The following is a 13,544-nucleotide window of genomic DNA, read 5'->3' as shown; positions in this document are numbered from 1 at the left end:
TATGAACGCCTCCTCCGCTTCGCAGCCCTCCCCGCAGACCGTCCTCGACCCCGCGCTGATGGCCGCCGCCGCGGAATGGGCCCGCCAGGATCCTGACGACGACGACCGCGCGGTCCTCGAGGCCGAGATCACCGCCGCGCAGGACGGGGACGGCGCGGCCGCGGCATCCCTCGCCTCCCGCTTCGCCGGGCCCCTGGCCTTCGGCACCGCGGGCCTGCGGGCCGAGGAGGGCCCCGGCCCGGCACGGATGAACCGCGCCGTGGTCCGACGCACCGCCGCCGGGCTGGCCGCCCACCTGCTCGGTCGGCTGGACGGCGCGGGCCGCCCACCGCGCGTCGTGGTGGGATATGACGCCCGCCGTGGCTCCAAGACGTTCGCGCTGGACTCGGCGGCCGTCTTCACGGCCGCGGGGCTGGAGACGATCCTGCTGCCCTCCGCCCTGCCCACCCCGGTGCTGGCCTTCGCGGTGCGGCACACGGGCGCGGACGCCGGTGTCATGGTCACCGCCAGCCACAACCCGCCCACGGACAACGGGTACAAGGTGTATCTGGGCGGGCGGATGACGGACGAGGCCGGCCGCGGGGCGCAGATCACCGCGCCGAGCGACCAGGAGATCGCCGCGTGCATCGACCACCGGGCGCCCCTGGACTCCATCCCGCTGGCAGAGGACGGTTGGACCGTGGCAGACCGGGGCATCGCGGCCTCCTACCGGCTGGCGGCCTGCCGCGTGCTCCACCCGGAGAAGACCGCCCACCGGCGCCTGAACGTGGTCTACACGCCGCTGCACGGAGTCGGCAGCGCGGTGCTGCCGGACCTGTTCGAGGATGCGGGATTCGAACGGCCGTACACCGTCCCGGAACAGGCTGAGCCGGACCCGGCCTTCCCCACCGTCGCCTTCCCCAACCCGGAGGAGCCTGGGGCCATGGACCTTGCACTCGCCGCGGCCCGCGAGCGAGGCGCGGACCTGGTGATCGCCAACGATCCCGACGCCGACCGGTTGGCCCTCGCGGTCCCGGTCCCCGCGGTGGAGGGGGCGGCGGGGTCCTCCGGGGACTGGCGCATGCTCACCGGCGACGAGGTCGGTGTGCTGCTGGGCCGCCATCTGATGGGCCGGCTGCGGCCGGCAGGAGGCGTGGTGGCCAACTCGGTGGTGTCCTCTCGCCTGCTGTCCCGGGTGGCCGCCGAGGAGGAAGTGCCGCACGAGACCACGCTGACCGGGTTCAAGTGGATCTCCCGGGTGCCGGGGCTGGGTTTCGGCTACGAGGAGGCCCTCGGGTACTGCACCGCCCCGGAGACGGTGCGGGACAAGGACGGGATGACCGCGGCACTCGTGGCGGCGGAACTCGCCGCTGAACTGGCCGATCAGGGCCGGACCCTCCTGGACGAACTCGACGAGATCGCCCTGCGGTACGGAGTCACCGCCACCGGCCAGCTCTCCGTGCGGGTGGCCGACCTGGCCCTGCTGGAGTCCATGATGACCCGCCTGCGCTTGGACCCGCCGACGACCCTGGCGGGGCACCCCGTGGTGGAGACCGTGGACCTGGACCAGGGCTACCGGAGCCTGCCGGGCACCGACGCACTGATGTATGTCTCCGCGGACGATTCCCGGGTGATCGTGCGGCCCTCCGGAACCGAGCCGAAGCTCAAGTGCTATCTCGAGGTGGTCCGTCCGGTCACCGCCGCCGCCGAGCTGCCCAGGGTCCGCGCGGACGCCGCCGAGGCCCTGGCCGAGCTCTCCGGGTCCATCGGCGCGGCCCTGGGACATTAGGCTGGTCGGATGGACACCGCAGAGCTCGCGAAGTACATCGACCACACCCTGCTCAAGCCGCAGGCCTCCCGCCAGGACATCCTGGCCCTGTGCACCGAGGCCGCCGAGGCACAGGTGAAGAGCGTGTGCGTCAACCCGGTGTGGGTGCCCACCGTGGCCGAGGCCCTCTCAGGCTCGGGCGTGCTGACGTGCACCGTCATCGGCTTCCCCCTCGGTGCCACCACCACGGCCGCGAAGGTCGGCGAGACGCGGGACGCCGTGGCGAACGGCGCCCACGAGGTGGACATGGTCATCAACATCGCAGCCGCCCTGGCCGGGGACCGAGAGGCCCTGGTGGATGACATCCGCGCCGTGGCGCAGGCGGCCCATGAGGGCAGGGCGATCCTCAAGGTCATCATCGAGACCGCTCTGCTGGACGAGGCCGCCAAGGAGTTGGCCTGCAGCGCCGCCGTGACAGCCGGTGCCGACTTCGTGAAGACCTCCACCGGGTTCTCCTCCGGCGGCGCCACCGTGGCGGACGTGGCCCTGATGCGCCGGGTGGTGGGTCCCGAGGTGGGGGTCAAGGCCTCCGGCGGGGTCCGCACCCGCCAGGACGCCCTCGAGATGATCGAGGCGGGCGCCACACGGATCGGAGCCAGCTCCGCCCTTGCTATCCTGAAGACCAGCTAGTTTTTCGCACCACAGCACCACCGGCATCCGCCGACGCACCGGACGGTGCCACCGCATGAGGAGACACACGTGATTGTTAACGGCAAGCCGACGAACCACTCCGGCCAGGGACGCTTCTGGGGCAACCTGATCATGACCGCAGTGTGCTTCGTGCTCTTCTGCGGATGCCTCTACGCCATGGGCTGGTGGGATCTGGAGACCGTCTGGATCCCGGGCGGCATCGCCATGGTCCTGGCCGTGCTGACCTACCTCATCCCGCAGCAGCTGCTCGGCCGCAGCGACTCGGTGGACCATGAGGCCATCCACGTGGAAGCCACCCCCGCCCGCCGCGCGGGCCACTGACCCGGAGGGGCCCTATCCCCCACGCCAACAGTCCCGCAGCCACGCCTCAGCGAGCACGTCCACGCCGGAACACCGGCGTGGACGTCTTGCGTATCGTCTCCATCGTGGCGGTGGTGGCCGGCCACTCCTACGGCCCCCGGCTGGTGGGCGGCGAATACCTGGAGATCTGGCGGATGCCGCTGTTCTTCTTCCTCACCGGCTACTTCTGGACCCGCGGACGGCCCTTCGTCCACGAGCTCCAGGCCCGGTGGCGGACCCTGGCGGTGCCCTACCTGATCTGGGCCGTGATCATGAGCGTGGCCGCCTGGGCGTGGACCCGGGACACCCCCGGGGAGTTCTGGCCCCTGATGGCCAACGGCTGGTACGGCGGATCGGACCAGACCCCGCCCTGGTGGGCCTTCTGGTTCATCTCCGTGTTGTTCTTCGTGGCCCTGCTGCGGCGGATCCTCGAGCGCTTCCCCGTGGTGGTGGCCTGGGGCGTGGCCGTGCTCGGCCTGGCACTGTCCATGCTGCCGGATGGGCCGATCGGCCGTACCCCGCTGGGCATCGGGCTGGCCCTGCCGTGCCTGTTCTTCGTGCTGGCCGGTGAGTTGTTCCGCTATGAGATCCATCCCCGGGTCAAGCGGAACCGCGCCGTGATCGGGTCCGCGCTCATCGCCGTCGGGCTCCTGGCCGTGGCGCTCGGCGTGGAACCCCTGAACATCAAGTTCTCCGGGTTCGGCCACTTCCTGATCACCCCGGTGGTGGGGGCGATGACGGCGGCCGGCTTCGTGCTGGTCTTCGGCACCGTGGTGGACCGGCTGGCACGCAGCGCCACCCGCCCGGTCAACGCCCTGGTGCGGACCGGCACCGTGGTGGTGCTGTTCCACGGCTGGCTCCTGCAGACCCTGGTGGACTTCGGCATCCTCGCGGACGGCGCCAAGTTCACCCTCACGGTGCTCATCAGCTGGGCCGTGGGCCTGGCCCTCAACGCCACGCCCCTGTCCCCCTGGCTGTCCGGGGTGCCGGCACCTGGCTGGTGGGTTCAGTGGCGGGCGCGCCGGCAGTCGGAGTCCTGAGAAGTAGCCGTCTGGCAGAAATGGTCTGCATGAACCGCCGGGGTGGTGGCCGCCATCATGGAGTTCGGGCAGAGGACGAGTTCTCCGGAACGGAGGTTCCGGCGCCGGCGAATGGGCTTCACCTCTCCAGGGCCTTGCGCATGTCATGAACGCGCAAGCCGATGTGCAGTTCGGCCCTTAGCCCACCATCGCCCAGGTCGGCGTCCAGGACGGAACGCGCCCTCCCGAGCCGGTAGTACAGCGTCGAGCGATGGATGTTCAGGGCGAGGGCGGTGCGCTGGGCATCCCCGCCGCAGTCCAGGTAGGCCTGCAGTGTCGACAGGATCTCCGGCGACAGCCCCGAGAGCAGGAGTTTCCGTGCCGATCGGGGCAGGTCTTCGACGGTCATCTGCTCCAACGGCAGCAGCGCCAACATCCCGTCCAGTCCGGCGTCGTCCCAGGTGATCGCGAGTCCGTGATCGGCCGGCGCCAGCCAGGTCACCCGGAGGGCCCTGCGGGCCAGCGTGAGCGAGTGGCGCACTTCCTCCAGCCGGCCGACCACTGGCCCGATCCCTGCGCGCGCCCCGCCGAGCTTGGGGTCGACGAGGATTCGCGCCAGGCGTTCCTTGACCACGGGGCGCGGGAAGATCAGCACTCCGGTGCCGTCATCGAGCGTGGTGCCCGCAACCGAGGCCGTGGATGACTGGGCCACGAAATCCAACGTCGTCTGCACCGCCAGCGCGGCGGGACCCGAGGAGCGCCCGGGGCGTGGGTCGCCGTCGATGGCCACAGCGGTGTATTGCGAAGCCGCGCCCACGTGGCGCTCAGCGACCAGGGCCTCCGCGGCCGCCCGTCGTTCCCCCGGATCGGGCCCGGTGGCCCGGATCAGCAGCTCCCGGGCGCGAGAGCGGTCGTGCTCCTCGTACAGCAACCGCAGGGAGAGCAGTACGCCCAGTCCCGAGGAGCCCTGCAGCAGGACCGGAAGCTCTTCCTCACCGAGCGGAGCGTCCTCGACCACGGTCAGCAGGTACCCCACCAGGCGTCGATGGTCCGTGAGCGGGATCAGCAGGCACCGCCCCAGCGGGGGCAAATCCGCCTGGATGTACCCACCCCCCGGGGACCCCGGCGGACCCCACCGGCCCGAATGGGCCAGCAGCAGCGAGAGCCGGCGCCGGTCGCCCTCGGCCTCGTGGATGGAATAGCCGACCACAGCCATGGCCCAGTCCAGAACTACCAGGCGCCTCCCCACGGCCTCCGAGAGGTCCTGCAGTGCATCATCCAGGCCGGCCGCCGTGGACATGAGATCACGCCCCCAGATGTGGACAGAGTGTCGGAATAAAGCATTCCATCTTCGCACATCTGACCAGTGCTTGGGATCACAGTCGCCGAATAGGCTCGAGATCAACCACATCAGAAGGAGCCTTAACCATGTCGAAGCGGATTGCCATCATCGGCGCGGGAATCGGCGGACTGACCCTTGCGATCGACCTGCAGCGCAAGGGCCTGGACGTCCAGATCTACGAACAGACCCCGGTGCTCAAGGAGGTCGGGGCCGCCGTCGCCCTGTCGGCCAATGCCACCCGGTTCTACCAGGACCGGTTCGGCATGGCCGGGGAGCTCGGCCGGAAATGGGCCGAGGTCGACGGTTTGGTCTTCCGTGATGGGCGGACCGGTGAACAGATCGCCCGGCTGTCCTCCCGTGAGGAGTACCGCAGCCGCTACGGCGCACCGTACGTCGGCATCCACCGGGCAGACCTGCAGGCCGTCCTCTTCGCCGCCCTCGAGACGGAGAGCCTGCATCTGAGCAAGCGACTGACCGGCATCGACGACGCCGGCCCCGCAGCCCGCCTGACGTTCGAGGACGGCGACGAGGCCGAAGCCGACCTGGTCATTGGGGCTGACGGGGCCAAGTCCCTGACCCGGCGGCTGTTGCTGGGCTACGACGATGCCCGCTATTCGGGCTGCACCGCCGCCCGAGGCATCGTCGCCCCGGAGCTCATGCCCTCCCTGCCGGATCCGGGGGCCATCCAGTTCTGGATGGGTCCAGGAGGGCATCTCCTGCACTACCCGATCGGCAACGGGGACCAGAACTTCTTCCTCGTCAAGCGTGAATCCATGCCGTGGGCGGAGAAGGGCTGGGTGGTGCCGGCCGAGGACAAGACGCACATCGAGCCGTTCGCGCACTGGGCGCCGGCCGTGGTCGAGATGATCTCAGCCGTGCCCGTCCACGAACAGTGGGCCCTGTTCTACCGTCCTCCGCTCACCCACTGGTCACAGGACCGGGTGACCCTGCTGGGTGACGCAGCCCATGCCACCGTGCCCCACCACGGCCAGGGCGCCAACCAGTCCATCGAGGACGCCATCGTCCTGTCCGACCTGCTCTCCGGGTCCACGGACTGGGACTGGGCCCGCACCGAGTATGAACAGCGTCGGCGCTTCCGCACCCGCAAGGTCGTCGATGCCTCTGTGACCGTCGGGGAGATGCTCCACCTGCCCGACGGCCCGCGCGCCCAGGAACGCAACGCACGACTGGCCGCCCCGGACGCCTTCGACCGGCACTTGGACTGGATCCATTCGTTCAGGGCCGATGACCAGATACCTGAGCCCTCTGTCGTCGCAGCCTGAGCATCCACCCACCCCGGTTCGGACAGACCCGGCAGGTGCAGATCGCCTCGTCTGCCGCGACCGACATCCTCCACCAGAACGGCTTGTCATGACTACTCTTCCTGCCACCCTGAAGCGGCGCAGTCCGCTACTCGTGGTCGCCCTCTGCTTTGCCGTCATCGTCCTCGACGGCTACGACCTGATGATCTTCGGGGCCATCGTCCCAGTGCTTCTCGAATACCAGGCATGGGGGCTAGGACCCGGCGAGGTGGGCATCATCGGCAGCCTCACCACCTTCGGCATGCTCGTGGGTGCCCTGTTGGTCGGCACACTCTCGGACATCTTCGGCCGGCGCCGGGTCTTTTTGACCAGCACTATCTGGTTCAGTGTCATGACCCTGCTCAGCGCCGTTGCCCCCACCCCGGAACTGTTCGGGATGCTCCGCCTGCTGGCGGGGATCGGCCTCGGCGGTGTCATGCCGACGGCCATCGCCCTGACGGTCGAATACGCTCCGGCAAACCGGAAACAGTTCTACAACGCCATGATGTTCGTCGGCTATTCGGTCGGTGGAGTACTCGCCGCCCTCCTGGCGCTCTTCCTGGTCCAGCCCCTGGGGTTCCGCTGGCTGATCGCCTTCGGGGCCGTTCCGGGAATCCTCCTCGTACCGGTGATCGCGAAGTACCTTCCCGAGTCCATGAGCTACCTCGTCAGGCGGGGCGAGACCGAGCGGGCCGAGGACTTGTCCCGGACCTATGGCATCGAACTGGCGGCCAGCGGTCCGAGCCCGGACACCAGGCGTACCGGTGCGTTCCGCTACCTGCTTGGCCCCCGGCGTCTGCGTCCCCTGGTGCTGTTCTCAACCGCCTCCTTCGCTGGCCTGCTGCTGGTCTACGGGCTGAACACCTGGCTGCCACAGATCATGCGCTCGGCCGGGTACCCACTCGGGTCGTCGATCAGCTTCCTTCTCGTCCTCAACCTCGGCGCCGTCGTGGGCACCATCGCCTCAGCTGCCCTGGCGGACCGGGTCGGCTCTCGGATCGCGGTGACCCTGGCCTTCGTCGCGGCCGCCATCACCCTCGTGGGGCTCAGCCTGCAGCCAGGCGCCGCCTTGCTGTACGTGTTCGTCGCCCTGGCCGGACTCGGCTCGATCGGCACCCAGATCCTCGTCAACGGCTACGCAGCTGCCTACTTCCCGGTGTGGACCCGGGGCACGGCCGTCGGCATCACGCTGGGCGTCGGCCGCCTCGGGGCAGTCGTGGCACCGCTCATGGTGGGCTTCATCCTCGAATCGGGCCTGAGCTTCCAGTGGAACTTCTACGCCTTCCTGCTGGCCGCAGCCCTCGGACTGGTGGCCATCCTGCTCATCCCCCGCGAGAAGAGGCTGACCGCGCAGCAGGCGTCGACCCCCGCGACAGCGGAACCTTCCGCCCCCTGAGTGGTCCACAGGAAGGGGCCGTTGCCGCCGGCAACGGCCCCTTCGCGTGGGAACGGCTCGGGGCGGAGTGGGTTTGCCTCGATCAATAGAGTCCGGCGGCGTGCCAGCGCCCTCTTCACAAGGCGGTCTGCACCCCTGCGTCAGGCGGGCGGGTCGGGCAGGAAGATCGTCTTGAGCACCTGGGCCGCCCAGTCCAGCAGGGGCAGGTCCACCAGGTCCTTGCCGCCCACAGGGGCCGTCTTGGGCCGCGGGATCATCGCGGCCTTCAGGGCCGGCTTCACGGAGGCGCCCTTGTACATGCGCTTCAGGCGCATCTCGCGGGACTCGGGCAGGTCCGCCGGGCCGAACTTCACGTTCTGGCCCATCAGCATGACCTCGGTGACTCCGGCTTCGCGGGCGGCATTGCGGAAGCGAGCCACGGCCACGAGGTTCTCGGCGGCGTCCGGCAACTCCCCGTAACGGTCCTTGAGCTCCTCCACCACGGCGTCCACGGCAGCATCGTCATTGGCCTGGGCCAGGTTGCGGTAGGCCTCCAGGCGCAGCCGCTCCCCCGGCACGTAGTCATGGGGCAGGTGGGCGTTGACGGGCAGCTCCACCTTCACCTCGGCCGGGGCCGTGTCCTGATCGCCCTTGTAGTCCGCCACGGCCTCCCCGACCATGCGCAGGTACAGATCGAAGCCCACGCCGGCGATGTGCCCGGACTGCTCGCCGCCCAGCAGGTTGCCGGCGCCGCGGATCTCGAGGTCCTTCATGGCCAGCTGCATGCCCGAGCCGAGCTCGTTGTGCGCGGCCACGGCCTTGAGCCGCTCCAGCGCGGTCTCGTTCAGGGACTTCTCCGGGTCATACAGGAAGTAGGCGTAGGCCCGGTCCCGGCCGCGGCCCACGCGCCCACGCAACTGGTGCAGCTGGGACAGACCGTAGGCATCCGCGCGGTCGATGATCAGCGTGTTCGCGTTGGCGATGTCCAGACCGGTCTCGATGATGGTGGTGGAGACCAGCACGTCGAACTTCCGTTCCCAGAAGTCCACCATGACCTGCTCCAGCCGGGCCTCACCCATCTTGCCGTGGGCCACCACCACGCGGGCCTCGGGGACCAGCTCACGGATCTCGGCGGCCACCTTGTCGATCGAGGAGACCCGGTTGTGCACGAAGAAGACCTGGCCCTCCCGCATCAGCTCGCGGCGGACGGCGGCGGTGACCTGTTGGTTGGTCTTGGGACCCACGTACGTCAGCACGGGATGGCGCTCCTCCGGCGCGGTGGCCAAGGTGGAGGTCTCACGGATGCCGGTTAGGGACATCTCCAGGGTGCGCGGGATGGGGGTGGCGGACATGGAGAGCACGTCCACGTTGGTGCGCATGGTCTTCAGCGCCTCCTTGTGCTCCACACCGAAGCGCTGCTCCTCGTCCACGATCACCAGGCCCAGGTCCTTGAACTGGATCTCCTTGGACAGCAGCCGGTGGGTGCCGATCACCACGTCCACCGAGCCATCCGCCATCCCGTCCAGGGTCTCCTTGGACTCCTTGGGCTTCTGGAACCGGGACAACGCCCTGATCCGGACGGGGAAGCCCGCGAACCGCTCAGTGAAGGTCTCGGTGTGCTGGCGTGCCAGGAGCGTGGTGGGGACCAGCACGGCCACCTGTTTGCCGTCCTGCACGGCCTTGAACGCGGCCCGCACCGCCACCTCGGTCTTGCCGAAGCCCACGTCACCGGAGATCAGCCGGTCCATGGGCACGCTCCCCTCCATGTCCTGCTTCACCTCGTTGATGGTGGTCAGCTGGTCCGGGGTCTCGATGAACGGGAAGGATTCCTCCAGTTCGCGCTGCCACGGGGTGTCCGCGGCGAAGGTGTGCCCGCGGGAGGCCATCCGGGCCGAGTACAGGCGGATCAGTTCGCCCGCGATCTGCTTGGTGGCCTTCTTCGCCTTGGACTTGGTGGAGGCCCAGTCCGAGCCGCCCATCTTGGACAGGCTCGGCGTCTCCCCGCCCACGTAGCGGGTGACCTGGTCCAGCTGGTCCGTGGGGACGAACAGCCGGTCCCCGGGGGCACCTCGCTTGGACGGTGCGTACTCCAGCACCAGGTACTCGCGGTAGGAGTCCGCCCCACCGCCTCCCGTCACGGAACCGGCGGCGACCTTGCGGCGCTGCAGCTCCACGAACCGGGCGATGCCGTGCTGGGTGTGGACCACGTGGTCACCCTCGGTGAGGGCCAGCGGGTCCACGGCGTTGCGGCGCTTGCGCGCGAGCGTCTTGGTGGCGCCCCGGGCACCGGAGGCCCGGTTGCGTCCGAAGAGGTCCTGCTCGGTCAGCAGCGCCACCTTCGCGCTGGGCACGGTGAAGCCGGAACCGGCGACGGCGGCCGTGATGGTCACCTGCCCGGGCTGCGGTTCGGCGCCCACGGCGTCCACCACCACGGCGGGCAGCCCCGCCTCGCTGAACAGTTCCGCCAGGCGCCGGGCCGGGCCCGCACCGTCCGTGGCGACGACGGCCTGCCAGCCGTCCTGGCACCGGCTGACGACGTGGGCGGTCATGGCGTCCACGTCCCCGGAGAAGCCCTGGGGCTCGGCCAGGGCTGTGCGCAGGGCGCTGGCCTCCGGCAGCAGCTCGACGTCCGTGCCGAGACTGGTCAACTGCCACCAGCCCTGGAAGCGCTGTTGGGAGGCGGTGCGGGTCTCGGCGAGGGTGGCGAACCCTCCGGCCCCGGCCTGTCCCTCCATGCCCGTGGCCGAGGATCCGGCGGCGGCCCCGAGGTCCACGGGGGCGGACCCGCCCATGGACGCGGTGGCCCACGCGGCCGCCAGGAACTCCTCGTTGGTGTTCAGCAGGTCGTCCGCGCGGTGCCGGATCTTCTCCGGCTCCACCAGCACGGTCAGCGAACCGGCGGGCAACTGGTCCACGAGGGGGACCATGCCGTCGGCCAGGATCGGAGCGAGGGACTCCATGCCCTCCACGGCCATGCCCTCGCTGATCCGCTCGAGCATGTCCACTGCGCCGGGCAGGGACGGGATCAGTTCCTGGGCGCGGCGGCGCACTGAGTCCGTGAGCAGCAGTTCGCGGCACGGCGGGGCGTAGAGGGTGCTCGGGTGACCGGTCCCGTCTCCCGAGGTGTCCTCTAGGGACCGCTGGTCCGCCACGGAGAAGTACCGCATCTGTTCCACCTCGTCACCGAAGAACTCGATGCGCAGCGGGTGGGACTCGGTGGGCGGGAAGACATCCAGCAGTCCGCCGCGCACGGCGTACTCGCCACGGCGGGAGACCATGTCCACGCGCGAATAGGCCGCCTCAGCCAGGGAATGGACCACCGCGTCGAAATCGTGGTCCTCCCCCACCGAGATCCGCACCGGCTCCAGGTCCCCGAGCCCGGCGACCATCGGCTGCAGCACGGAGCGGACCGGTGCTGTGACCACCGCCAGCGGGGGCAGGCCGTCCTCACCCGGGTGGGCGAGCCGGCGCAGGATGGCCAGCCGGGTGCCCACAGTGTCCGATCGGGGCGAGAGGCGCTCGTGGGGCAGGGTCTCCCAGGACGGGAAGTGCGCCACGGCCGCCGGGTCCATCCACGCGGCCAGGTCAGCGGCGAGGTCCTCGGACTCGCGGGAGGTGGCGGTGACCAGCAACAGGGTGGCCGGGCGGGAGAGACCGGAAGGGTCCCCACCGGCTCCGGCGAGCAGGGCCACCAGGGGTGCCCGGGCGCCGTCGGGCAGGGAGATCTCCAGGTCCTCCGTGCGGTCCGCACCGGTGCGGGCGGCGGAGGTGGTGGCCGCCGCGATGGCCTGGTCCTGGAGCAGGGCGCCGAAGAGCCCGGCCAGCGGGTGGGGGTTCGTCATTCACCCCAGCATAGTTGGCCGATATAGGCTCTTCGCGTGGTGTCCGCCGCTGGCGGAGACGCTACGACCGGCCCAACCCGGGACCACTCGAGACGCAGTCGAAGAAGGAGAACCCACCATGGCGTTCAAGGAATCCACCACCATCTCCCACCAGCCGGCTGAGGTGTTCACGGCGCTCGTGGACGAGGCCTTCAACCGCAAGGTCACCGAGGGCCTCGGAGGCGCGCTGGTCGCGTTCGAGCGCCAGGGCGAGCTGACGGGCCCCGTGTCCGTCACCATGGTGCGTTCCGTTCCCGTGAACCGCCTGCCGGATGCGGTGCAGAAGTTCGCCGGCAAGTTCCTCGGGGACAAGCTGAGCCTGGAGCAGCAGGAGACCTGGTCCGCCCCGGCCGCGGACGGCTCACGCACCGGCCAGCTGGTGGTCACCGTGGCGGCCGCCAAGACCACCGCGACCGCCGAGCAGCTGCTGCTGCCCACCGAGGGCGGCTCCGAGGTGCGCGTGACCGGCGCCGTGGAGTGCCGAATCCCCCTGGTGGGCGGCAAGCTGGCCCAGGCTGCCGAACCCAAGGTCGGCAAGGTGCTGGGCCGTCAGGCCCGCGAGGTGGCAGCCTGGTTGGAGCAGTAGACCGGATGAGCCGGGCAGTCCGATCCGGCCGGAGGAGCCGGACGGGCTGCGCCGGCCGGGCTGCCGGTCACGAGGCCCGGACCGGGGCGATCCGGACGAGCATCTTGCCGGTGTTGGCCCCGCGCATCATGTCCAGGAAAGCATCCACCGTGTGCTCGATCCCGTCCACGATGGTCTCGTCATAGACGATCCTGCCCTCAGCGAACCATCCGGACATCTTCTCGTTGAACTCCGGCGAGAGGTGCAGGTAGTGGCCCAGGGTGAAGCCCTGCACGGTGAGCCCTCGGGTGATGATGTTGGACAGGTTGTTCGGCCCCGGCGCGGGCTTCGCCGTGTTGTAGGTGGAGATGGCCCCGCACAGCGCCGCGCGGCCGCCGTCGTTGAAGGCGTCCAGGGCGGCCTCCAGATGGTCTCCACCGACGTTGTCGAAGAACACGTCGATCCCCTCGGGAGCGGCCTCCGCCAGCTGAGTGCGGGGATCGCCCTCCTTGTAGTCGAAGGCGGCGTCGAAGCCGTACTTGGAGGTCAGCAGGCCGACCTTCTCCGCACTGCCGGCGGATCCGATGACCCGTCCGGCGCCGAGCTGACGGGCGATCTGCCCCACAGCTGTGCCCACCGCCCCGGCGGCGCCGGAGACGAACACAGTGTCCCCGGGCTGCATCCCGGCGATGGCCGTCAGGCCGGTGTAGGCGGTCAGCCCCGTCATCCCGAGGATGTGTAGGCGCAGCGAGAGCGGGACGCCGGGAGTCTCGGGGACAGCCCGGAAGGTGTCTGCGGCGTCCTGCACCAGATCGCTCCACCCGTGCTGGTGCAGCACCACGGTGCCCACCTGGAGCGAGGCTTCGGCGGATGCCACCACGCGGCCGATGGCCCCGCCCGTGATCTGTTGCCCCAACTCATAGGGGGCCACATAGCTACGGGCATCGCTCATCCGGCCGCGCATGTACGGGTCCACGGAGACGAACTCATTGCGCACGCGCACCTGGCCCGGACCCAGCTCCCCCAGTGCCACGGTGGCCGTGTGGAAGTCCTCGTGGGTGGGCCAGCCGCTGGGGCGGGCGGCAAGCTGGATCTGTGTGCTGAGGTTCTCTGACAAGGGTTCTCCTGGCTCGAACATGGGTGGGATATCAGTGGCGTGACGATGGTGGTGAGCGTGACGTGCCCTCCCTGTTCCGGGAACCCCGGACGCCTATTTTCTGTAACGACCAGTTCAGAATAGACTGGGGGGAAGGACGACTTCAAG

Annotated in this window: 10 protein-coding genes; 7 read left to right on the top strand and 3 right to left on the bottom strand. The window is 69.8% G+C overall.

What is annotated here, in order from left to right; translation table 11 throughout:
- The first annotated feature begins 1 nt into the window (after position 1).
- The 4 genes from IMT31_RS13030 (at position 2) to IMT31_RS13015 (ending at position 3,837) form a co-directional block, all read left to right on the top strand.
- Positions 2–1,768, top strand: coding sequence for a phospho-sugar mutase (locus tag IMT31_RS13030; RefSeq protein WP_413543052.1), 1,767 nt, complete (start codon positions 2–4; stop codon positions 1,766–1,768).
- Between the two features lie 9 nt (positions 1,769–1,777).
- On the top strand, positions 1,778–2,437 hold the full coding sequence (gene deoC, locus IMT31_RS13025; RefSeq protein ID WP_413543051.1) for a deoxyribose-phosphate aldolase: 660 nt from the start codon (positions 1,778–1,780) through the stop codon (positions 2,435–2,437).
- A gap of 69 nt (positions 2,438–2,506) precedes the next feature.
- Positions 2,507–2,779, top strand: a complete 273-nt coding sequence (locus IMT31_RS13020) for a hypothetical protein (RefSeq protein WP_413543050.1) — start codon at positions 2,507–2,509, stop codon at positions 2,777–2,779.
- 77 nt (positions 2,780–2,856) lie between these two features.
- A complete protein-coding gene (locus IMT31_RS13015) occupies positions 2,857–3,837 on the top strand; it encodes an acyltransferase family protein (RefSeq protein WP_413543049.1) in 981 nt (326 codons plus the stop codon).
- A gap of 118 nt (positions 3,838–3,955) precedes the next feature.
- Here IMT31_RS13015 and IMT31_RS13010 read toward each other — a convergent pair whose 3' ends face one another.
- Complete coding sequence (locus IMT31_RS13010) at positions 3,956–5,116, bottom strand: helix-turn-helix domain-containing protein (RefSeq protein WP_345354814.1); 1,161 nt, start codon at positions 5,114–5,116, stop codon at positions 3,956–3,958.
- A gap of 128 nt (positions 5,117–5,244) precedes the next feature.
- Here IMT31_RS13010 and IMT31_RS13005 point away from each other — a divergent pair, with 128 nt between their 5' ends.
- Both IMT31_RS13005 and IMT31_RS13000 read left to right on the top strand, forming a co-directional pair.
- Positions 5,245–6,441, top strand: coding sequence for an FAD-dependent monooxygenase (locus tag IMT31_RS13005; protein ID WP_345354812.1), 1,197 nt, complete (start codon positions 5,245–5,247; stop codon positions 6,439–6,441).
- An 88-nt stretch (positions 6,442–6,529) separates the two neighbouring features.
- Entirely contained in the window at positions 6,530–7,855 is a 1,326-nt protein-coding gene (locus tag IMT31_RS13000) for an MFS transporter (RefSeq protein ID WP_413543048.1), read from the top strand.
- Between the two features lie 140 nt (positions 7,856–7,995).
- Here IMT31_RS13000 and mfd read toward each other — a convergent pair whose 3' ends face one another.
- A complete protein-coding gene (gene mfd / locus IMT31_RS12995; protein ID WP_413543047.1) occupies positions 7,996–11,676 on the bottom strand; it encodes a transcription-repair coupling factor in 3,681 nt (1,226 codons plus the stop codon).
- 118 nt (positions 11,677–11,794) lie between these two features.
- Between mfd and IMT31_RS12990 the strand changes: the two genes are divergently transcribed.
- Positions 11,795–12,301 (top strand): DUF2505 domain-containing protein, encoded by a 507-nt coding sequence (locus tag IMT31_RS12990; RefSeq protein WP_413543046.1) that lies wholly within the window; start codon positions 11,795–11,797, stop codon positions 12,299–12,301.
- Positions 12,302–12,368: 67 nt separating this feature from the next.
- On the opposite strand, the gene IMT31_RS12985 is transcribed toward IMT31_RS12990, so the two are convergent.
- Positions 12,369–13,397: an NADP-dependent oxidoreductase gene (locus tag IMT31_RS12985; protein ID WP_413543045.1), complete on the bottom strand. Its 1,029-nt coding sequence runs from the start codon at positions 13,395–13,397 to the stop codon at positions 12,369–12,371.
- Positions 13,398–13,544 lie beyond the last annotated feature (147 nt).

The sequence above is a fragment of the Citricoccus nitrophenolicus genome, assembly GCF_047305825.1.
In the GTDB taxonomy this organism is placed as follows: Bacteria; Actinomycetota; Actinomycetes; order Actinomycetales; family Micrococcaceae; genus Citricoccus; species Citricoccus nitrophenolicus.
This window is presented reverse-complemented; position numbering and strand designations above follow the sequence as displayed.